This window comes from Streptomyces sp. NPDC048506, assembly GCF_040651315.1.
GTDB lineage: Bacteria > Actinomycetota > Actinomycetes > Streptomycetales > Streptomycetaceae > Streptomyces.
In genome coordinates, this window is record NZ_JBEZIX010000023.1 from 114022 (window position 1) to 134599 (window position 20578).

General features: G+C 72.2%; 19 protein-coding genes. 2 read left to right on the forward strand and 17 right to left on the reverse strand.

Going from position 1 to position 20578, the window contains the following annotated elements:
• Positions 1-77: 77 nt before the first annotated feature.
• The 10 genes from lepB (AB0C96_RS20305) to AB0C96_RS20350 all read right to left on the reverse strand — a co-directional run bounded on the left by lepB (AB0C96_RS20305) (position 78) and on the right by AB0C96_RS20350 (position 7207).
• Positions 78-806: a signal peptidase I gene (gene lepB, locus AB0C96_RS20305; protein WP_362919050.1), complete on the reverse strand. Its 729-nt coding sequence runs from the start codon at positions 804-806 to the stop codon at positions 78-80.
• A gap of 51 nt (positions 807-857) precedes the next feature.
• A complete protein-coding gene (lepB, locus tag AB0C96_RS20310) occupies positions 858-1853 on the reverse strand; it encodes a signal peptidase I (protein ID WP_362919074.1) in 996 nt (331 codons plus the stop codon).
• Positions 1795-2925: a signal peptidase I gene (gene lepB / locus AB0C96_RS20315; RefSeq protein ID WP_362919051.1), complete on the reverse strand. Its 1131-nt coding sequence runs from the start codon at positions 2923-2925 to the stop codon at positions 1795-1797. The genes lepB (AB0C96_RS20310) and lepB (AB0C96_RS20315) overlap by 59 nt, the downstream gene beginning before the upstream one ends.
• A complete protein-coding gene (gene lepB, locus AB0C96_RS20320) occupies positions 2918-3682 on the reverse strand; it encodes a signal peptidase I (RefSeq protein WP_362919052.1) in 765 nt (254 codons plus the stop codon). The genes lepB (AB0C96_RS20315) and lepB (AB0C96_RS20320) overlap by 8 nt, the downstream gene beginning before the upstream one ends.
• A gap of 96 nt (positions 3683-3778) precedes the next feature.
• The gene (gene rplS / locus AB0C96_RS20325) at positions 3779-4129 is read right to left on the reverse strand and encodes a 50S ribosomal protein L19 (RefSeq protein ID WP_362919053.1); all 351 of its coding nucleotides are present in this window, start codon (positions 4127-4129) and stop codon (positions 3779-3781) included.
• A gap of 133 nt (positions 4130-4262) precedes the next feature.
• The gene (trmD, locus tag AB0C96_RS20330; RefSeq protein WP_362919054.1) at positions 4263-5072 is read right to left on the reverse strand and encodes a tRNA (guanosine(37)-N1)-methyltransferase TrmD; all 810 of its coding nucleotides are present in this window, start codon (positions 5070-5072) and stop codon (positions 4263-4265) included.
• Positions 5072-5617, reverse strand: a complete 546-nt coding sequence (gene rimM, locus AB0C96_RS20335; RefSeq protein WP_362919055.1) for a ribosome maturation factor RimM — start codon at positions 5615-5617, stop codon at positions 5072-5074. Before rimM ends, trmD begins: the two co-directional genes overlap by 1 nt.
• 161 nt (positions 5618-5778) lie before the next feature.
• Positions 5779-6018: an RNA-binding protein gene (locus tag AB0C96_RS20340; protein ID WP_003980229.1), complete on the reverse strand. Its 240-nt coding sequence runs from the start codon at positions 6016-6018 to the stop codon at positions 5779-5781.
• Positions 6019-6020: 2 nt separating this feature from the next.
• Positions 6021-6461, reverse strand: a complete 441-nt coding sequence (rpsP, locus tag AB0C96_RS20345; protein ID WP_362919056.1) for a 30S ribosomal protein S16 — start codon at positions 6459-6461, stop codon at positions 6021-6023.
• Between the two features lie 155 nt (positions 6462-6616).
• The gene (locus AB0C96_RS20350) at positions 6617-7207 is read right to left on the reverse strand and encodes a hypothetical protein (protein WP_362919057.1); all 591 of its coding nucleotides are present in this window, start codon (positions 7205-7207) and stop codon (positions 6617-6619) included.
• Between the two features lie 567 nt (positions 7208-7774).
• Between AB0C96_RS20350 and AB0C96_RS20355 the strand changes: the two genes are divergently transcribed.
• Complete coding sequence (locus tag AB0C96_RS20355; protein WP_362919058.1) at positions 7775-8641, forward strand: methyltransferase domain-containing protein; 867 nt, start codon at positions 7775-7777, stop codon at positions 8639-8641.
• A gap of 178 nt (positions 8642-8819) precedes the next feature.
• On the opposite strand, the gene ffh is transcribed toward AB0C96_RS20355, so the two are convergent.
• The 5 genes from ffh to AB0C96_RS20380 all read right to left on the reverse strand — a co-directional run bounded on the left by ffh (position 8820) and on the right by AB0C96_RS20380 (position 16777).
• Positions 8820-10376: a signal recognition particle protein gene (ffh, locus tag AB0C96_RS20360; protein ID WP_362919059.1), complete on the reverse strand. Its 1557-nt coding sequence runs from the start codon at positions 10374-10376 to the stop codon at positions 8820-8822.
• 138 nt (positions 10377-10514) lie between these two features.
• Positions 10515-13007, reverse strand: coding sequence for a [protein-PII] uridylyltransferase (locus tag AB0C96_RS20365; protein WP_362919060.1), 2493 nt, complete (start codon positions 13005-13007; stop codon positions 10515-10517).
• 186 nt (positions 13008-13193) lie between these two features.
• Positions 13194-13532 (reverse strand): P-II family nitrogen regulator, encoded by a 339-nt coding sequence (locus tag AB0C96_RS20370; RefSeq protein WP_362919061.1) that lies wholly within the window; start codon positions 13530-13532, stop codon positions 13194-13196.
• Positions 13529-14869, reverse strand: a complete 1341-nt coding sequence (locus tag AB0C96_RS20375; RefSeq protein WP_362919062.1) for an ammonium transporter — start codon at positions 14867-14869, stop codon at positions 13529-13531. Before AB0C96_RS20375 ends, AB0C96_RS20370 begins: the two co-directional genes overlap by 4 nt.
• Before the next feature lie 435 nt (positions 14870-15304).
• Positions 15305-16777 (reverse strand): hypothetical protein, encoded by a 1473-nt coding sequence (locus AB0C96_RS20380; RefSeq protein ID WP_362919063.1) that lies wholly within the window; start codon positions 16775-16777, stop codon positions 15305-15307.
• A 498-nt stretch (positions 16778-17275) separates the two neighbouring features.
• Here AB0C96_RS20380 and AB0C96_RS20385 point away from each other — a divergent pair, with 498 nt between their 5' ends.
• The gene (locus AB0C96_RS20385; protein ID WP_362919064.1) at positions 17276-17944 is read left to right on the forward strand and encodes a bifunctional DNA primase/polymerase; all 669 of its coding nucleotides are present in this window, start codon (positions 17276-17278) and stop codon (positions 17942-17944) included.
• Here AB0C96_RS20385 and AB0C96_RS20390 read toward each other — a convergent pair.
• Both AB0C96_RS20390 and ftsY read right to left on the reverse strand, forming a co-directional pair.
• Complete coding sequence (locus AB0C96_RS20390) at positions 17917-18819, reverse strand: alpha/beta hydrolase (protein ID WP_362919065.1); 903 nt, start codon at positions 18817-18819, stop codon at positions 17917-17919. The two genes, AB0C96_RS20385 and AB0C96_RS20390, sit on opposite strands and share 28 nt — an antisense overlap.
• 112 nt (positions 18820-18931) lie before the next feature.
• On the reverse strand, positions 18932-20167 hold the full coding sequence (gene ftsY / locus AB0C96_RS20395) for a signal recognition particle-docking protein FtsY (protein ID WP_362919066.1): 1236 nt from the start codon (positions 20165-20167) through the stop codon (positions 18932-18934).
• Positions 20168-20578: the final 411 nt, after the last annotated feature.

Consider the following 20578-nt stretch of genomic DNA (forward strand, 5'->3'; position numbering starts at 1 on the left):
CGGCAGCGGCGGGCTCCTGGGCCGCCCGCCGTGCCTCCTCGCCGTGCCGCCTCTGCTGCCCCTGCCGCCGCTGCCGCTCAGGCACGCTTGCGCGCCTTGCGTCGGGCGATCGGCCCGTAGGCGGCGCCACCGAGGACGAGGACCGCGCCGGCGATCACGGTGAGGGTGATGGGTTGCAGCGGTCCGGGCTGGGAGGTACCGCCGGGGAGCGCGGAGAAACTGGTGGGGCGCTGCATCATGCCGATGCTGCCGAGCGGCCAGGCGCGGGCGTCGACCCGGGCTTTGACGGCGCTGCGCGGTACGGACCCGTGGTCGCCGTCGGTGAGGTGGACGCGGGAGTCGAGGGAGTCGCTGCGGTGGTCGCCGAGCAGGAAGAGCTGGCCGGTGGGGACGATGGCCTTGAAGCCGACGGGCGAGGCGGGCCCGCTCTCCGCGAGGTAGGGCTCCTCGAGGGGGATGCCGTTCACGGTCAGCCGGCCCTGCTTGGTGCAGCAGGAGACCTTGTCACCGCCGACGCCGACCACGCGCTTGACCATCGGCAGGTCGCCCCACACGGAGTCCTGGAAGACGACGATGTCGCCGCGGCGTATCTCGGAGCCGTTCACCTTCTCGGCGATGACCCGGGCCCCGACCTGGATCGTCGGCGACATCGAATCGGTCGGCACGGTGTACGGGCGGTAGAGCAGTGCTGCCCACACGAAGCCGCCCAGGAACAGTACGCAGCCGACGGCCACGGCCAGACTGGACAGCGTGCTGCCCATCGTCCGGCCGCGGCCGTCGGTCCTGCGTTCCGTGCTGCTGCTCATCCCAGCTCCCACCCCGCGGACCGGCCCGCGTCGAAGATCCGGGACGGCACCTTACCTGGGGTTACGTGATTCGGTCAGCCTCCGGCGACGCCACAGAACAATCGGCACCGCGCCGGCCAGCCCGAGAGCGGCCGGAGCCACCGCCATTGCCTTGTTGATCCCGGCCTGGTCGAAGGTGTCCGGTACCGGCAGGGTCGCCCAGCGGTTGATGGGCCAGGCGATGGTGAACGCCCGGCCGACGACCTCGTCCTCCGAGACGGTGCCGTTGCCCTTGAGGTTCTGGTGGTAGCGGGAGTCCAGGGAGTCGTCCCGGTGGTCACCCATGACCCAGATCCGCCCCTTGGGGACGTGGATCGGGCCGAAGGCGCGGTCACCGCACGGGGTGGCGCCGGGGTAGATGTACGAGTCTTCCTTCAGCGCCTTGCCGTTGACCTTGACCGGGCCGCTGCCGTGGCACTCCACGGTGTCGCCGCCGACCGCGATGACCCGCTTGATCAGGTCCTTCTCCTCGGCCGAGGGCATCAGGCCGATGAAGCTGAGGACCTTCTGGACCGGGTTGGGCTCCGGGGTCGGGGTCTCGTTCAGCCAGCCGCCCGGATCGTGGAAGACAACGACCTCGCCGCGCTCCGGCTTCGCGCCGAACCACGGCGTCAGCTTGTCCACCAGCACCCGGTCCCCGCGTTGCAGGGTGTCCTGCATCGAGTCGGACGGGATGGAGAACGCCTGCACCAGAAACGTTTTGATCAGCAGCGCGAGGAGCAGGGCGATGCCGATCAGGATCGGCAGCTCCTTCCAGAAGGCACGCGGCTTCTTGCCCTTCTTCATGCTGCCGCTCACCCTCTCGCCCGCCGATGGGTCCAACGTATCGGGCCCGTCGGACGTGCCGGGCGTATCCGACGCGCCCAGGGACGCCGAGCGCTGCGGCTGTGCCTGCGCCTCCGACTGTGATCGTGACTGATGCACGGAACTCACCGCCGGCTGCGGGGTCTCACCGCGCCGTGCCGGCTCTTCGGGCTCTTCGGTTCCGGACCGCGGGCCGACCGCCAAGTCCCCCACATCTGCTCCTCACTCCACGCACTCGCCCACCCGTCAATCGGTGCAGGCCCACCACTCCCATAACGAGCGGGAGTTCCGCAGGGGTCGGGAGCACGGTCAAACTCTCGGGTGACACCCTATGCGGAGCGCCGGCTGCGGACGCCTTGGCTCCCGGCGCGTCGTGAACGGTCGCGAACGTGTCGGGCTCTTCGAGGCGGCGCCAATGGCTGAACGGCCAGGCGATCACCACGGCCCGGCCCACCACGTTGTCCTCCGAGACCGTGCCACGGTACGGCTCGTCCAGGTGGAAGCGCGAGTCGGCGGAGTCCGAGCGGTGGTCGCCCATCACGAAGATCCGCCCGGTGGGGACGTTCACGGTGAACTTCAGCATCGACGGCGGGTTGCCCGGATGGACGTACGGTTCGGTCAACGGGGTTCCGTTGACGGTGACCCGGCCCTGCTTGTCGCAGCACTTGACGGTGTCGCCGCCGACCGCCACGACCCGCTTGATCAGGTCCTGTTCATCGGCCGACGGGAGCAGCCCGATGAAGGTCATGGCGTCCTTGATCGGCTGGAAGGCGCCCCCGTCGCCGGTGGGCTGGTGCTGCTCGCCCTTGAGCCAGCCTCCGGGGTCCTTGAAGACGACGACGTCCCCGCGAGCCGGCTTGGCGCCGAACCAGGGGGTGAGCTTGTCGACCAGCACCCGGTCGCCGATCCTGATCGTCTGCTCCATGGAGCCGGACGGGATGACGAACGCCTGGACCAGGAAGGTCTTCAGGACGAGGGCGATGGCCAGCGCCACCCCGATGAGGATGGGGATTTCCTTGAGGTAGGAGCGCTGCCTGCGGCGCTTGATGCGCTTGGCCTGACGCCGCCGCTCGGCACGCCCGCCGGTCGCCGGCCGGCGGGACCGGTTCGCGTCGCCGTCACCGGGCCCCGGCGCGCGGTCGGACGCCGCGGAGCCGCCGTACGCGCCCGTGGAGTCCCCGTACGCGCCGTCGGAGCCACCGGGTGTGTTCTGGGCGCCGCGGCCGGGCCCGTCGGCGCTCTGCCGCCCGTGACGAGGGCGTCCGCGGTTACCCATGGGGGCCTGCCGGGGCCGGTATCCGGTCGAAGGAGTCCGGTGTGTCGATCGTGCGCCAGCGGCTCATCGGCCAGGTGATCAGGTCCGCACGGCCGATGACCTCGTCGACGGGGACGGTGCCGCCCCCCGGGTCGCCGAGGTGGTCGCGGGAGTCACTGGATCTGGCGCGGTGATCCCCCATGACCCACAGCCTCCCCTCCGGCACCACGATGTCGAAATCCACCGAGGACGGCGCGTCCCCTGGATGGAGATAGCCCTCGTTCACGGGCTCACCGTTCACTTCGATCCGCCCCCGTTCGTCACAGCAGGTCACGTGGTCGCCGCCGACGCCGATCACGCGCTTGATGTAATCGGTCTCGGCGGGCCGGGCCAGTCCCAACGCCGCGCCGGCTCCACGGAGCAGCCCGGTGACGGGATTCTCCTCCTGCTCCCTGTGAACGAAGGACCCGGTGCCGTCGAACACCACGACGTCACCGCGCGCCGGCTCGCTGCCGAAACGGTACGCCAGTTTGTTGACCAGCACGCGGTCCCCGATCCGCAGGGTGTTCTCCATGGAGGAGCTGGGGATCAGAAAGGGCTGTGCGATGAAGGCGCTGAGCAGCAGGACGAACGCCAGGCACAGCGCGAGCAGGGCGAGGGGCCGGTGGCGCAGGCGAGCCGCACGGGCGAGGAAACGCGCGGAGCGCGACCCCGGCTCCGGCCCCGCGTCGGGGGTGGGAGAGGGGTCGCGCTCCGAGAGGCGTGCGTCGGTGTCCATCGGGCCCTGAGCCTATCCGGCCAGATCCGGACACCGGCCGCGAGAGGGGCTTTGCGTTGCCCGCGCGCAAAAAATCGCGCCCGACAACCGCGCGGCTCAGCGCTCGCGCTTCTCCTTGATCTTGGCGGCCTTGCCGCGCAGCTCGCGCAGGTAGTACAGCTTGGCGCGACGGACGTCACCGCGGGTCACGACCTCGATCTTCTCGACGATCGGGGTGTGCACGGGGAAGGTGCGCTCGACGCCGACGGAGAAGCTGACCTTGCGGACCGTGAAGGTCTCGCGCACGCCGGAGCCCTGACGGCGGATGACAATGCCCTTGAACTGCTGCACACGGGAGCGGTTGCCCTCGATGACGCGGACGTGGACGTTGATGGTGTCACCCGGGCGGAAGGCCGGGATGTCGCTGCGCAGCGACGCGGAGTCGACGGTGTCGAGCAGGTGAGACATTTCGTCTGCTTTCTTCGTTGATGCCACAGGTCATCAACGGGATGTCGGAAAAGGATCGTTCGGCTGCCGTTCCGTCGGGCGGGCGTCGATCCCCCTGTGGCAGGGGCGCGCGCCGGACGCACACAGCAGCGGCCTATTCTTCCACGGCCTCGCTCGTACGCCCAAATCGGCCGTCCTCGCCCGGTGACCAGCCCAGTGCGGCGAGGATCGCGCGGTCGTGCTTGTCGAACGCGGCGGGGTCGGCGCGCTCGATCAGATCGGGCCGGTTGCGGTCGGTGCGGCGGAAGGCCTCGTCCCGGCGCCAGCGGGCGATCTTGCCGTGGTGTCCGCTGATCAGCACCTCGGGGATGGACCGGTCGCGCCACTCGGGGGGCTTGGTGTAGACGGGCCCCTCCAGGAGGTCGGCCATCGCTCCCGGGGCGAACGAGTCGTCCTGGTGGGAGGCGGCGTTGCCGAGCACCCCGGGCAGCAGCCGGGCCACCGCCTCGACCATCACCAGCACCGGCGCCTCGCCGCCGGCCAGCACGTAGTCGCCGATGGAGACTTCGCGCACGTCCAGGCGATCGCCGTACTCCTCGATGACGCGGCGGTCGATGCCTTCGTAGCGGGCCGGGGTGAACACCAGCCAGGGCTTGCCGGACAGTTCGACGGCGAGCTGCTGGGTGAAGGGCACACCGCTGGGGGTGGGCACGACGATGACGGGCTCGCCGTCGCCGGAGGCCAGGATCGCGTCGAGCGCCTCACCCCACGGCTCGGGCTTCATGACCATGCCGGGGCCGCCGCCGTACGGGGTGTCGTCGACGGTGTGGTGCTTGTCGTGGGTCCACTGCCGCAGATCGTGGACGCGCACGTCGAGCTGGCCGCGGGCCCGGGCCTTGCCGACGAGGGAGACGTTCAGCGGTTCGAGGTACTCGGGGAAGATCGTGACGACGTCGAGCCGCATCAGCTGTCCTCACGGCCGGAGGCGATCTCCGCCTGGCTCTCGTCGAGCAGGCCGGGCGGCGGCTCGATCACCGCGCGCTGCTCCTCCAGGTCGATCTCCGGGACGATCTCGGTGACGAACGGGATCATGACCTCGCTCCCGTCGGGCCGCTCGACGATCAGCAGGTCCTGGTAGGGCAGGTGGGAGACCTCGGAGATCCGGCCGACGGCGGTGCCGTCACGGGTGACGACGTCGAGGTCGATCAGCTGGTGGTCGTAGAACTCCTCGGGGTCCTCGGGGACCTCGTCGGGGTCGACCTCGGCGATCAGCAGGGTGTTGCGCAGCGCCTCGGCGGCGGTGCGGTCCGCGACGCCCTCGAAGCGCAGCAGCAGCCGGCCGCTGTGCACCCGGCCGGTCGCGATGGTCAGCGGCCCGACGGAGGACGGGTCGGTGGCGAGGACGGCGCCGGGGGCGAGCCGGAGTTCGGGCTCGTCGGTGCGTACCTCTACGGTGACCTCGCCCTTGATGCCGTGGGCGCGACCGATGCGGGCGACTACCAGCTGCACTGCTGCTCCTTGCGGCCGGACCGCCGCCGCGTGCGCGGAGGTGGTCACTCGCCGTCGTGGTTCCTCGATGTGATGGCTGCGGTCCCGTGGCGAGCACCGCAAACGGGTACGGGCCGGGGCGGGCCGGAGGCCCTCCCCGGCCCGAGCCGGTGTTCAACGTGTCAGCGGACCTGGTCCACGTCGACGAGGTCGACGCGGATGCCGCGGCCGCCGATGGCGCCGACGACGGTCCGCAGGGCGCGGGCGGTGCGACCGTTGCGGCCGATCACCTTGCCGAGGTCGTCGGGGTGGACCCGGACCTCCAGCACCCGCCCGCGGCGCAGGGTGCGCGAGGCTACCTGCACGTCATCGGGGTTGTCGACGATGCCCTTGACGAGGTGCTCAAGGGCCTCTTCGAGCATGCTCAGGCCTCGGTCGGCTCAGAGGTGGACTCGGCAGCAGCCTCGTCCGCCTTCTTGTCCGCCTTCTTCGCCTTCGGGGTGATGGCCTCACCCTTCGGCTCGTCGCCGGAAGCCTTGGCGGCGGCCTCGAAGAGGGCGCGCTTGTCGGCCTTCGGCTCGGCGACCTTCATCGGCGCCGGGGCCGGCAGGCCCTTGAACTTCTGCCAGTCGCCGGTGACCTTGAGGATGGCCAGGACGGGCTCGGTCGGCTGCGCGCCGACGCTCAGCCAGTACTGGGCACGCTCCGAGTCGACCTCAATGCGCGAGGGGTTCTGCACCGGGTGGTACAGACCGATCTCCTCGATGGCCCGGCCGTCACGGCGGGTGCGGGAGTCGGCGACGACGATACGGTAGTGAGGCGAACGGATCTTGCCCAGACGCTTCAGCTTGATCTTGACTGCCACGGGAGTGGTGTCTCCTGGTCTTGACGTGGTTGGGCACAACGAGATGCCACGTGGGGTTGCGGTACTCGGGTGCCCGATGGACGCGTCAGCCGGAGGAGAGAGGGGTCCTATGCGGCTGTCGAGTACAGCTAGCCATTGTGCCACACGCCCTTCGGTCAGCCGACCGCGGCCACCTCGGGGATCCGGAACGGCTTGCCGCAGCCGCCGCAGACGATCGGCGCCTGGGCGAGCACGGACGGGACGACGCGGACATTGCGCCCGCAGTCGCAGACGGCCTTGACGCGGACGCCGCCGCCGGAGGAGCCGTGCCGGGCGGCCGGGCCGCGGAAGCTGCGCGCGGTGTCCGTCGCGGTCGCGGCCGAATGTGCCTTGAGGGCTCTGCCGAGGCGTTCGATGGTGGGGCGGTAGCGCCTCCTGGCTTCGGGGCTGAGCGTGACCAGCGAGAAGCCGCTGCTGGGGTGCGGCTCGTCGGCGTGGTCCAGGCCCAGCTCCTCGGCGATCGCCAGGAACCGGCGGTTGTGGTAACGGCCAGCCCTGGAGGTGTCGCGGACACCGCGGGCGGCGGCGATGCCGTGGACTGCCTCGTGGAGCAGCCGTTCGAAGGAGAGCTCGGCGCCACAGGCGGACGACGACTCTCCGATCAGGGACTCGGGCGCGGCCAGGTCCGGCAGCTCGGGGTGGTGCCGTTGAATGTCGGCCCACGCGAGTGCCAGCTCGGCGGCGAGAACAGGCGGTGTCGTGCTCACGTCGTGACAACGAGCGGAGGTTGCCCGGTGTTCCGATTCCGGGGCATCCCAAATAATTTGCACGTACCAGTCAGTTTCCGGTCATGGGCCGTGCCGGGGGCGGGTGCGCTGATCTGCACAGAAGACGCCCAGTACGCCGCAAGCCGGTACGTATCCCCACGTACCGCTCGGGCCCTTCGTCCGTACGCCGGATGGCGTAGGGCGGCCGCATGCCTCGGCCGCGATCACCGCGGCGATGGTACGGGGGGAACCTGTGCCCACCGGCACCGGCCCGTATCCCACCGTAGGGCCCTCGGAGGGGTGCGCGGAGGGGAAGTCGGGGGGCGCGCGGAGCATCCAGGTGGCGGGCGTTGCCGTGGCGGAACGGCGCAGGGCGGGGCACGCTGGAACGGCGCTCCAGGGAGCAGGCCCGGCGCATACGGGGGCGCGCGGGAGACAACCCCGGCGCATCCCCTGGACGGCCGGACGGATGCGCAGTTGTCTGGATTGCGGGGGCGCACAACGCGCGAACACGGGGGCGATCGGTACGGAACAGCTTCGGGTTCTCGGCGAATAGGGGCGCTATCGATGTCACCCACGCTCGTGCGGCACCAGCTTCCGAACTCCGCAACCCTGCCCTGCGCCGGCCCGGCCGCGCCGACGGGCTCACACTCGCGCACCCGGGACTGGGCCGAGATCCAGGAGCGGATGCTGGTGCCGCTCTACGAGGCCGCGTACGACCGTTTGGGGATCGGGCCGGGCACCCGGCTGCTCGGCCTGGGCTGTGGCTCCGGTCTGGCGCTGCTGCTGGCGGCGGCCCGCGGGGCGCAGGTGAGCGGGGTGGATGCGGACGAGTCCCGGCTGGAGCTGGCGCGTGAGCGGCTCACGCCGGACGGTATGCCGGAGCACACCCGGGTGGTCAGCGGCGGTCTGGAGGCGGCCGCGTCCGGGGACGTGGCGTTCAACGTGGTGACCGCGTTCCACCCGGTGGGGTGTGTGAGCACGGTCGAGGGGCTGACGGCGTCGCTGACCGCGGCGGCGGCGCTGGCGGAGCGCGGCAGCGCGGTGGTGCTGGGCGGTTGGGGCCCGGTGGAGCGGTGTGCCACGGCCGGGGTGCTGCGGGTGGCGCAGCGGCTGGCGGACCCCCCGGACGCCCTGGCGCCCGGGTCCTCCCGATGGCGGCTGGCCGGGCGGGACGACCTGGAGGAGCTGGCGGACCGGGCCGGGCTGCGGCCGGACGGTTCGGGGCGGGTGGCCTGCCCGTTCGGGTACGCGGACCTGGCGAGCGCGGTGCGCGGGCTGATGTCGACGGGGCTGTTCGACGCGGCGCTGGAGGCGGCCGGGCAGCGGGAGGTGGAGAAGGAGCTCGTGGAGGCGTTGCATCCGCACCAGCGGGCGGACGGCACGGTCTGGATGCCGAACGTGTTCCGGTATCTGATCGCGCGGACGCGCTGAGCGGAGGCCGTGGGGCGGAGGCCGTGGGCCCGAGGCCGTGGGGCCGAGGCCCGGCGGACCGGCTGCCGGAGTGCGCCCCGTGCGGGCTGGACGCACGGTGCGCGGGCGGGAACGCGCGAGCCTCCCGGCCACACCACGGTGGCCGGGAGGCTCGCGAACCGGAGGTACCGGGGCCGGGTCAGCCCATGAACTTCTTGAACTCCTCGGGGAGTTCGAAGTTCTGCGGGCTCTGGTCGCCCTGCGGCAGGCCCAGCGGGTTGCCGGACTGGGCGGCCTCGCGGCGGGCGGCGGCCGCCTGCTCGTCGGCCTGGCGCTTCATCGGGTTGCCGCTCTTGCGCTTGCCCTTGGCCTGCTTGACCTGCTTCTTCTTGCGCGCGCCGGCACCCATGCCGGGCATCCCCGGCATGCCGGGCATCCCGGGGATGCCGCCGCCCTGGGCCATCTTCGACATCATCTTGCGGGCGTCGAAGAACCGCTCGACGAGGTTCTTGACCGTGCTGACGTCGACACCGGAACCCCGGGCGATGCGGGCCCGGCGCGAGCCGTTGATGATCGTCGGGTCCTGGCGCTCGGCCGGGGTCATCGACTTGATGATCGCAGCGGTGCGGTCCACCTCGCGCTCGTCGAGGTTGTTGATCTGCTCCTTCATCTGCCCCATGCCGGGGAGCATGCCGAGCAGCTTGGAGATGGAGCCCATCTTGCGGACCTGCTCCATCTGGGCCAGGAAGTCGTCGAGGGTGAACTCCTTGGGCCCCTTCGCCAGCTTGGCGGCCATCTTCTCGGCCTCTTGCTGGCTGAAGGTCTGCTCGGCCTTCTCGATGAGGCTGAGCATGTCGCCCATGCCGAGGATGCGGGACGCCATGCGGTCCGGGTGGAACGCGTCGAAGTCGTCCAGCTTCTCGCCGTTGGAGGCGAACATGATCTGCTTGCCGGTGACGTGCGCGATGGAGAGCGCGGCACCACCGCGGGCGTCGCCGTCCAGCTTGGACAGCACGACCCCGTCGAAGCCGACGCCGTCCCGGAAGGCCTCGGCGGTGTTGACCGCGTCCTGACCGATCATCGCGTCGACGACGAAGAGGACCTCGTCCGGGTTGACCGCGTCGCGGATGTCCGCGGCCTGCTGCATCATCTCGGCGTCGATGCCGAGGCGGCCGGCGGTGTCGACGACGACGACGTCGTACTGCTTGGTGCGCGCGTGCTCGATCGAGTCCTTGGCGACCTGGACCGGGTCGCCGACGCCGTTGCCCGGCTGGGGGCCGTAGAAGGCGACGCCGGCGCGCTCCGAGACGACCTGGAGCTGGTTGACGGCGTTGGGGCGCTGGAGGTCGCAGGCGACCAGCAGGGGGCTGTGGCCCTGGGTCTTGAGCCAGCGGCCGAGCTTGCCGGCCAGGGTGGTCTTACCGGCACCCTGGAGGCCCGCGAGCATGATCACGGTCGGCGGCTGCTTGGCGAACCGCAGCCGGCGGGTCTCGCCACCGAGGATGCCGATGAGCTCCTCGTTGACGATCTTGATGACCTGCTGGGCGGGGTTCAGCGCCTGGGAGACCTCGATGCCGGTGGCGCGCTCCTTGACCTGCTTGATGAAGGCCCGGACGACGGGCAGGGCGACGTCCGCCTCCAACAGCGCGATCCGGATCTCGCGCGCCGTGGCATCGATGTCCGCCTCGCTCAGGCGGCCCTTGCCCCGGAGGTTTTTGAAAGTACTCGCCAAGCGGTCGGAAAGCGTATCGAACACGGCGGTCGTCGATCCTCGGGGTCGGGGGCAGGGTGCAGTCGGGTTCTAGGGTATCCGGCCGGGCAAGCGAACCGGTCCGGGCCGGCTCGCCCGCACCGGCCGGACCCTGGTCGCACCGGCCGCGGACGGCCGCTCCGCCTACTGGAGAGCGGCCTCCACGGCCGACGCGACCTCGTGCGCCGCCGCCTCCGCCAGGGGCTCTCCGTCCGCCCCCGTGACGTAGAACGCATCCACCGCGTTCGCGCCCAGGGTGCTGATGTGCGCGCTGCGGACCGCGACGCCGGCGGTCTCCAGGGCGCGGCCGATGCGGTGCAGCAGGCCGTGGGCGTCCTGGGCGCGGACCTCGATGACGGTCGCGGTGCGCGAGCTGCCGGAGGCGACGGTGACCCGGGGCGGCGGGGCGGGCACGGCACGTGAGCGGCGGGCGTAGGCGCGTTCGCGTTCGGCGAGCCGGGCCGGCACGTCCAGGGAGCCGTCCAGGGCGCGGACCAGGTCGGCGCGGAGCCGGTCGGCCTCCGGCAGCGAGCCGTACTCGGCCGCCACCCGCCAGCTCAACACCAGCACCGGACCCTCGCCGATGGGGTCGAGGAAGAGCAGGTCGGCGGCGCGCACGGTCAGCCGGTGCAGGGCCAGCACACCGGCCGCGGCGGGCAGCACGCCGGGCTGGTCGGGTACGGCGATCAGCAGCTCGACGCCGACCGGCTCCTGGGCGGGCGCTTCGTCCTCGGCCCTGGCGGGCGGCTCGGCGCGGGTGTGCAGGGCCAGGACGGGGCCGCCGGTGCGGCCGGCCTCGATCGCCAGCCGCTCCTGCTCGGCCGTCGGCCCGTCGGCGCCGCGCACTTCCGGCTCGGGCTCCCCCGCGAGTCGGGCGGCGACCCGTTTGACCAGGTCGGCGACGAGTCCCCCGCGCCAGGCACTCCAGGCGGCGGGCCCGGTGGCCAGCGCGTCGGCCTCGGTCAGGGCGTGCAGCAGCTCCAGGGTGCCGGTGCTGCCGACCGCCTCGGCGACCGCGCCGACGGTCTCCGGGTCGTCCAGGTCGCGCCGGGTGGCGGTCTCGACGAGCAGCAGGTGGTGCCGTACGAGGGTGGCGATCACTGCGGTGTCGCGGGCGTCGAAGCCGAGCCGGGCGGCCATGTCACGGGCGATGGTCTCCCCGGCCACCGAGTGGTCGCCGGGCCAGCCCTTGCCGATGTCGTGCAGCAGGGCCGCGACCAGCAGCAGGTCGGGGCGGTGCACACGGCGGGTCAGCGCGGAGGCCCGGACGGCGGTCTCGACGAGGTGGCGGTCGACGGTCCAGGTGTGGACGGGGTTGCGCTGCGGGCGGCAGCGGACCCGCTCCCAGTCGGGCAGCAGTCGGGTGATGAGCCCCTCGGCCTCCAGCGCCTCCCACACCGGCACGGTGTACACGCCGGCGCCCAGCAGGGTCACCAGCTGCTCCCGGGCCTCGGCGGGCCACGGGACGGACAGCGGCTGGGCGGGGTGCGCCGTGGCGCAGCGCCGGATGGCATGGGTGGCCAGCGGCAGCCCGGCCTGGGCCGCGGCCGCCGCGGCGCGCAGCACCAGCACCGGGTCCCGCTCCGGCCGCGCGGTGCGGGCCAGCACCGCCTCACCGTCGAGCTCGACGACGCCCTCGGCGAGCGGTGAGCGCTCGCCCCGGCTCGCGGTACGGCCGGAGAGCAGCCCGCGCAGTACGGGCTTGACGGAGCGGGCGCGCAGCACCCGGCCGACCTCGCGCCAGGTGACGTCGGCCGCGTAGGAGATGGTGCGGGCGGCTTCGTAGGTCTGCCGCAGCAGGGCGTCCGCATCGAGCACGCCGAGGGCCTCGGCCACCTGGTCCTGTTCCTGGAGGGACAGCCGGTCGGTGGCGCGGCCGGTGGTCAGGTGCAGCGCGTCGCGGGTGTCGAGCAGGCGGGTCCGGGCGGCTTCCAGGCCGCCGCGCGGGGCGTCGGCGAGCCAGGAGGCGGCGACCGCCCGGAGCGCGGTGGCGTCCCGCAGCCCGCCCCGGGCCTCCTTGAGGTCCGGTTCCAGGAGGTACTGGAGCTCGCCCTGCCGCTCGGCGCGCTCCTGACACAGGGCGTGCAGCTCCGGCAGCCGCTTGGGGGCGCTCTCGCGCCAGTCGGCGTACGCCGCGGTGCGCAACCCGGCGCTGAGCTCGGGGTCACCGGCCAGGTGGCGGGCGTCGAGCAGGCCCAGTTGCACCTTCAGGTCGTCGCGGGCGGCCCTGCGGGCCTCGGCGACGGTGCGCACCGAGTGGTCGAGGGCGATGCCGAGGTCCCAGACGGGGTACCAGAGGTGGTCGGCGAGCGCGGCGAGGGCCCGCGGGTCGGCGCGCCCGTCGTGCAGCAGCAGGAGGTCGAGGTCGCTGCGCGGGGAGAGTTCACCGCGGCCGTAGCCGCCGACGGCGACCAGGGCGGCGCCGGTCAGGCCGGCGGCGGTGGCGTGCCTGGTCAGCAGGCCGGCCAGCCAGTCGTCGGTCAGCCGGGCCAGGGCGGCGCGGCGGTCGGATCCGGTGGGCGTCCGGTCCTGGAGGAGCCGCAATCGGGCCGCGGGGTAGCCGCCTTCCGGGGCGGGCCCGCGCTCCGGGTGCGGCGCTCCGGCCGGTCCTGCCGTTTCCTCGACGCTCTCGGTCAACTCCCGCGCTCCTTGGTCGTGTTGGTCCTCGCGGTCACTGTCGTCCCCCTGCGGCCGCCCCGTCCGGCCGCCGTCCCCGTGGTCAGTCTGGTCCGGTGCGCGGCCCGCGGCCATCCGCCGCTCGGGCGTCCCCGGTACGGCTCCGGCCCCGGAGGCGGTCGCCGCCTTCGGGGCCGGAGCCGGCCGTCACAGGGCGTCCGGCCCGCGTTCGCCGGTGCGCACCCGGACCGCGTCGTCGACCGGGACGGTCCACACCTTGCCGTCGCCGATCTTGCCGGTGCGGGCGGCCTTGACGACGAGGTCCACCAGTTCTTCCGCGTCCGCGTCCTCGACCAGCACCTCGATGCGGATCTTCGGCACCAGGTCGACGGTGTACTCGGCGCCGCGGTACACCTCCGTGTGCCCGCGCTGCCGGCCGTAGCCACTGGCCTCGGTGACGGTCAGACCGTGCACCCCGAAGGCCTGGAGGGCGTTCTTCACCTCGTCCAGCCGGTGCGGCTTGATTACTGCCGTGATGAGCTTCACGCGTCCACCTTCTTCGTCAGGGCCTCGCCGAGTGCCGGTCCCTTGCGGGCCGCGGTGCCACCACCGGCACCGGTGAAGTCGTACGCGGTCTCCGCGTGCGCGGCCTGGTCGATGCCGGAGATCTCTTCGTCCTCGCTGACCCGGAAGCCCATCACCAGGTCGATGACCTTGGCAAGGACGTACGAGACGACCAGGGAGTACAGCAGCACGCAGACCACGCCGACGGTCTGCTTGCCGAGCTGCTCGAAACCGCCCCCGTAGAACAGGCCCTTGGCCTTGCTCTGCACGCCGCCGGTGGCGAACAGACCGATCAGCAGCGATCCGGCGACACCGCCGACGAGGTGGACGCCGATCACGTCGAGGGAGTCGTCGTAGCCGAACTTGTACTTCAGGTTGACGGCCATCGCACACAGCACACCGGCGATCACGCCGATCGCGATCGAGCCCAGGGGGCTGACCGAGCCGCAGGCCGGGGTGATGGCGACCAGGCCGGCGACCGCGCCGGAGGCCGCACCGAGCGTGGTGAACGAGCCGTGCCGGAGCTTTTCGTACACCAGCCAGCCGAGCATCGCGGCGGCCGTGGCGACCTGGGTGTTGACGAAGGCGACCGCGCCGACGCCGTCGTCGTTGCCGAGCCAGGAGCCGGCGTTGAAGCCGAACCAGCCGAACCAGAGCAGACCGGCGCCGAGCATCACCAGGGGCAGGCTGTGCGGCCGCATCGGGTCCTTCTTGAATCCGATGCGCTTGCCGACGACCAGGATGACGCCGAGCGCGGCGGCACCGGCGTTGATGTGGACGGCCGTACCGCCGGCGAAGTCGATGACGCCCAGGTCGAACAGCCAGCCGCCCTCGGCCCACACCCAGTGGGCGACGGGGAAGTAGACGACGGTGACCCATACGGCGATGAACAGCGCCCAGGCGGTGAACTTCACCCGGTCCGCGAGGGCACCGCTGATCAGCGCGGGCGTGATGATCGCGAACATCAGCTGGAAGACCGCGAAGACGTAGACCGGGATGGTGCTGGTGCCCCACAGCTCGGTCAGGCCGATGCCGCTGAGGCCGGCGAAGTGGCCGTCCCAGCCGATCAGGCTGCCCTTGTCGGACCCGAACGCGAGCCCGAAGCCGTAGAGGACCCACAGGATGGTGACGATGCCCAGGCTGATGAAGCTCATCATCAGCATGTTGAGCGCGCTCTTGACCCGGACCATGCCGCCGTAGAAGAAGGCGAGTCCGGGGGTCATGACCATCACCAGCGCGGAAGCGATCAGCATGAAGCCGGTGTTGGCCGGGCTCAGTGTGACCTTGTCTGCTGCAAGCGTCAGGATGCCTGGGGGCATCGGCGTCTCCTCGTCGTCGATGCGGCCCGTGCGGGCGTGGTTCTGGTGGGCCGACTTCGCGATGAGGTTGTCGCAGGGTGGTTTCGGCCAAACCTTGCCGGTGTTTCGCGACCGTGACGAAGGCACCACCCGTGTTACGCCCCGGTGAACTCCGAGATCATCCCTGATTCACCCCTTCACCCCACGGAAACCCCGAGGACGCGTCGTGGCCGGAATCGACAGCGCCCACCCCGCGGCGACCACCCGTCGGGCCCACCCCCACGGCGCCCGGCCGCCTCCGCGTGGGGTCCCCGGCACTTCCTGGACGGAGTCCGGGGAGCGCGCCCAGGGCGCACAAGGTCCCCGACCGCGGCCGCCCGCCCGCGTGACCTGGCATGGGGGAGCCGAGTCGGGCTGTACGGGGCGGCGGCCGCGGCCGGGGGGTCAGGGGTGTCGTCAGACGGCCGCCGCGGATTCCGGTAGCTGACGGGCGAGCTCGTCGCTGAGCTTGATGACCTCGGCGACGCCGCCGAATTCCCGGGCGGCGGTGTCCACGGTCTTGCGCAGTCGGGTGTTGACCCGCTCCGAGCGGACCTGTCGGGCGAACGGAATGGCCTTCTGCGCCATCTCCGCACAGGCCTCCGGCTCCTTCTGCAACAGCCGTACGGTGGCCATGCCGATCAGGTTGAGCGCGTACGACCGCTGGTGCTCGGGGTCCTTGCTGAACAGCTCGACGGCCCGCTCCATGACCGGCTCGGCGAGCGAGGCGTAGGTGGGGCTGCGGCCCGCGACATAGGCGAGATCGCGGTAGGAGTGGGCGTTCTCGGCGTTCAGCTCGGCCTCGGAGAAGAAGCGGATCCAGTCCGGCTCGGGCTCGCCGGGCAGGACGTCGGAGAAGGTGTCCTCGGCCATCCGGACGGCCCGCTTGACCTTGCTGGGCTGGCCCATTCCGGCGTAGGCGCGGGCCTCCATCGCATACAACATCGCCTGGGTGCGCGGGGTCGCGGTCTCCCGGCTGCCGTACTGGGCGAGGTGGATCAGCTCCAGCGCGTCGTCCGGCCGGCCGAGGTGGATCATCTGCCGGCTCATGCTGGAGAGGATGTACGAGCCCAGCGGGCGGTCGCCGGCCTCCTTGGAGGCGTGCAGCGCCAGCACGAAGTACTTCTGCGCGGTCGGCTGGAGCCCGATGTCGTAGCTCATCCAGCCGGCCAGTTCGGCCAGTTCGGCGGCGACCTTGAAGAGCCGCCTGGTGACCTGCTGTGGCTGCGGCTCCTGGAGGAGGTCGGTGACCTCGTGGAGCTGGCCGACGACCGCCTTGCGGCGCAGCCCGCCCCCGCACTGGGCGTCCCACTGGCGGAACATCGCGGTCGTCGACTCCAGCAGGTCCAGCTCGGGCTTGGAGAGCCGGGTGTGCCGCCTGGTGCGGTCGGGCTCCTCCGGGCCGCCCGGGCCCGCGGGGACCGGCACCAGCCAGCGCTGCATCGGCTCGACGAGGCTGGGGCCGGCGGCGAGCGCGAGGGAGGTGCCGAGGAAGCCGCGGCGGGCGAGCATCAGGTCGCTGCGGGAGAACTCGCTGATGAGGTTGACCGTTTGGGCCCCGGCCCAGGGCAGGTCGACGCCGGAGACGGACGGGGACTGGTGCGCGGAGCGCAGCCCCAGCTCCTCGATGCCGACCACACAGCCGAAGCGCTCGGAGAACAGCTCGGACAGGATCCGGGGAATGGGCTCGCGCGGCTGCTCGCCGTCGAGCCAGCGGCGCACCCGCGAGGTGTCGGTGCTGATGTGGTGGGCACCCATCTGGCGCGCCCGGCGGTTGACCTGTCGCGCCAGCTCGCCCTTGGACCAGCCGCTGCGCATGAACCACGAGCCCAACTGCGCGTTGGGACGTTTGACGGCGTCGGTGCCGCCCGTGCCGCCGTTGCCGCCCACTGGAAGCCCCTCCCGGTCGCTGCCTCGGTGTGATGCTCGGTACCTGCTGGCCGTGAACCAGCCGTGAACCACCCACGGACCGGCGCCCGTTGCGACGCCTGTCCGGGGTACATCTACCCGATCACGGATTCCGGCCACACCTTTTGGCCTGTGCTCCACCGGTCGTTGCCACCGGCATACCCGTGCGAATGATGCCTCTCCAGGGTTCGTGCACCGAAAGTAATCCTACGATCACGCCCCCCGCGAGGGCGATTGCGGAAACGCCACCATTCGCCACCCCTTCGAATGAACTCCCCACCCGAGTCTCGCGATTGACTTGACACAGGTCGAGCGCGGCCGGGCGGAACGAAGCACGTGGGGGCTCATGGCGCACACCGCACCACCCGGCACAGCGCGTCGTACCACCGCCGCAGCGGGCCGTAGACGGAGCGTGAACGGGGGCCCGTCGTCAACCCACCGACTCGTAACCAGGGACACACACCACCCGTTGGAGGGGGCATGGGCTTCACGATCGGCGGCATCCGGGAGATGCGATCCGCCTCCCGACGTCGCGCCCGCTCGACCGAGATCACGGCAGTGGCGGAGTACACCGGGCTGTGGGGCTGGGACGTCGCCCCCGGTGCGCGAGCGGTCCGCGCCGGCAGCGGCCGTACGGAGTGTTCGTGCGGCGCCGCCGGCTGCCCCTCCCCCGGCGCCCATCGGCTGGCCTTCGGCGGGGAGCTGCCGGCCGGCGCGACGCTGGAGAAGGCCGCCGCGGCCTGGGCGGAGACCCCGGGCGCGGCCGTGCTCCTCCCGGTGGGCCGGTCCTTCGACATCCTCGACGTACCGGAGACCGCGGGCCGCAACGCGCTGGCGCGCCTGGAGCGGATGGGGCTGCCGCTCGGTCCGGTCGCCGCCACCCCGACCGGCCGTGCGCTCTTCTTCGTCGCGCCCGGCGCGGCCGCCGAACTCCCCGATCTGCTCTACCGGACGGGCTGGGACGACGCCGCCGTCGACCTGCGCCCACTGGGCCCCGGCGACCACATCACCGCGCCCCCGTCCGACCACGGCGGCCGGGGCCCGATGCGCTGGCTGCGCCCGCCCACCCTGGACACGGCGGGCCGCCCGCCCCAGGCCCGGCTGGTCGTCGGCACCCTGGCCTACGCCTGCGCCCGCCTGTGCGTGTGAACCGGCGCCGCCCCGGCGCGCTCCAGAAGCGTTCGGAGGACGGCATCGGCATGGGTCCACAGCACCGCTCCCCCGATGCCCGGCACGAGGTGGCGGACGGCTCCGGGGATCCGCAGCGCCAGCCCGGCGCCCTGGTCCGGTGAGTGGCCGGTGTCCTCGGCGCCGTACCACAGGTCCACCGGGACGGTGATCGAGGAGAGGGCGATGCCCCACCGCCCCATGGCCAGCGTGGTGTCCCGCGCATACCCCTCCGGGCCGGGGGCGAAGGCCTCCTCCAGCGCCTCCCGGTAGGCGGCGGCGAAGGCGGGCTCCGCGTAGACCGCGCGGTCGCATTCGGGGCTACCGGCCCACACCATGTCCCACATGGCCTGTGGGGTGAATCCGGCGAAGAGCTGCTCCGCGGCGGCCGGGTCGCAGGTCGCCAGATCGACGAGCCGGCGCAGCTCGTCCGGCAGCGCCCGGGCGAACCGGGGCTCGGCCACCTCGTCCGCCCCGGAGACCACCGCCAGGGCGCCGATCACCTCCGCGGCGGCGCAGGCCAGGGCGAACGGCGCACCCTGTGAGTTGCCGACCATGGCGGGCCGGCCCAGCCCGCGCCGGGCGGCGAACTCCCGCACGTCGGCCGCGAAGTCGGTGAAGGTGCGCCCGGGAGCAGGAGTGGAGGCCCCCAGACCGGGCCGGTCCAGGCTGATCAGCCGGACCCCGAGCGCCTCGACGGCCGTGGCGCCGAGGCCGAGCCGTCGGCTGGTGGCCGCGCCCGGGGAGAGCAGCACCGGCGTGCCGTCCACCGGGCCCCACTCCGCCCAGCCCAGCAGTCGACCGTCGGGAAGTCGTTCGGCGCCGGTGCGGGACGGCGCGGTGATTCGTAAGGTCATGGCTCCAGCATGCCGATCATGCTCCGGCGAACGACATCGGCCCCCGGTACCCGCCGTGTGCGGGTCCGGGGGCCGAGGGCAACCGGGGCGGTCCACCGCCCGACGGTCGGGCTCAGTCGATAAGGGCGTCAACGAACGCCTTCGGCTCGAACGGCGCCAGGTCGTCCGCTCCCTCGCCCAGGCCGACCAGCTTGACCGGTACGCCCAGTTCGCGCTGGACGGCGATGATGATGCCGCCCTTGGCGGTGCCGTCGAGCTTGGTGAGCACCACGCCGGTGATGTCCACGACCTCGGCGAACACCCGGGCCTGCACCAGGCCGTTCTGGCCGGTGGTGGCGTCGAGGACGAGCAGCACCTCGCCGACCGGTCCGTGCTTCTCGACGACCCGCTTGACCTTGCCCAGCTCGTCCATGAGGCCGGTCTTGGTGTGCAGCCGGCCCGCGGTGTCGATCAGGACGACGTCGGCGGCTTCGGCGATGCCCTCCTTCACCGCGTCGAAGGCGATCGAGGCGGGGTCGCCGCCCTCGGGCCCGCGCACCGTACGGGCGCCGACCCGCTCGCCCCAGGTCTGGAGCTGGTCGGCGGCCGCGGCACGGAAGGTGTCGGCGGCGCCGAGGACGACGGACTTGCCGTCGGCGACCAGGACCCGGGCGAGCTTGCCGGTGGTGGTGGTCTTGCCGGTGCCGTTGACGCCGACGACCATCACGACGCCGGGGATCTCGTCGCCGCCGTTGCCGATGCCGTTGGCGGTGTGCACGGTGCGGTCGAGGTCCGGGTCGATGAGCGTGAGCAGCTCGTCACGGAGGAGTTCGCGCAGGTCGTCGGGGGTGCGGGTGCCGAGGACCTTGACCCGCTCGCGCAGCCGGTCGACCAGCTCCTGGGTGGGGGTGACGCCGACGTCGGCGGTGAGCAGGGTGTCCTCGACCTCCTCCCAGGTCTCGTCGTCGAGGTGCTCGCGGGAGAGCAGGTTCAGCAGGCCCTTGCCCAGGGTGTTCTGGGAGCGGGAGAGCCGGGCGCGCAGCCGGATCAGCCGGCCCGCGGTCGGCTCGGGAACCTCGATCTCGGGCGCCTCGGGCGCGGCGGCCGGCACCTCGTCCACCGGCGCCTCGGCAACCGGGGCCTCGGCGGTGGGCAGCGCGACTTCTTCGATGGTGCGACGTTCTTCGTCGCGGGGGGTCTCGGCCTCCTCGCCGACGTGCGGTTCGGCGGGGGGCGCGGTGACGGAGGGCTTGGGGGCAGCCTGCGGGGCCGGCGGCAGCTGCTTCTTCTTGCGGCCGCTGATGACGAGCCCGCTGATCGCGCCGAGCACGACCACGGCGATGACTACGGCAAGGATGACGAATTCCATAACCCCTCCAGTATCAGCCAACCGCTGCGCTTGGCCGGCTTCCCACGTTTTTGGCTGTCGCGCCGTGGCCTGGCGGCCGGCGCTCCCCCCACGTTGTCGGCTGTCTCGCCGTGGTGGCTTGTCGCCGTTGCGCCTGCGGCGGGCGTGGTGTTGTTGGGTGCGGTGACGGGCCGGAGGGGCAGGGGTGTGGGACTGCTTCGCTCTACGTCCCGCACCCCTGCCCCTCCGGCCCGTCACCTCCCGTGAGTGGGTGGCGAGAGGCCGGTGGGGGCTGGCGCCGTCAGTTCACTGCGGGCAGGGGACCACTCGTATCCCACCCCCACCGGCCTTCTTCCTTCCCACCCACGGGAGGGTGGGGGCCGGAGGGGCTGGGTGTCCGGACGTAAAGCGAAGCAGTCCGGACACCCAGCC

Coding starts and splice junctions, on each gene's coding strand:
- lepB (WP_362919050.1), bottom strand. CDS start 806: ATGAGCAGCAGCACGGAACGCAGGACCGACGGCCGCGGCCGGACGATG.
- lepB (WP_362919051.1), bottom strand. CDS start 2,925: ATGGGTAACCGCGGACGCCCTCGTCACGGGCGGCAGAGCGCCGACGGG.
- lepB (WP_362919052.1), bottom strand. CDS start 3,682: ATGGACACCGACGCACGCCTCTCGGAGCGCGACCCCTCTCCCACCCCC.
- rplS (WP_362919053.1), bottom strand. CDS start 4,129: ATGTCTCACCTGCTCGACACCGTCGACTCCGCGTCGCTGCGCAGCGAC.
- trmD (WP_362919054.1), bottom strand. CDS start 5,072: ATGCGGCTCGACGTCGTCACGATCTTCCCCGAGTACCTCGAACCGCTG.
- AB0C96_RS20340 (WP_003980229.1), bottom strand. CDS start 6,018: ATGCTCGAAGAGGCCCTTGAGCACCTCGTCAAGGGCATCGTCGACAAC.
- AB0C96_RS20355 (WP_362919058.1), top strand. CDS start 7,775: ATGTCACCCACGCTCGTGCGGCACCAGCTTCCGAACTCCGCAACCCTG.
- AB0C96_RS20375 (WP_362919062.1), bottom strand. CDS start 14,869: ATGCCCCCAGGCATCCTGACGCTTGCAGCAGACAAGGTCACACTGAGC.
- AB0C96_RS20385 (WP_362919064.1), top strand. CDS start 17,276: ATGGGCTTCACGATCGGCGGCATCCGGGAGATGCGATCCGCCTCCCGA.
- AB0C96_RS20390 (WP_362919065.1), bottom strand. CDS start 18,819: ATGACCTTACGAATCACCGCGCCGTCCCGCACCGGCGCCGAACGACTT.
- ftsY (WP_362919066.1), bottom strand. CDS start 20,167: ATGGAATTCGTCATCCTTGCCGTAGTCATCGCCGTGGTCGTGCTCGGC.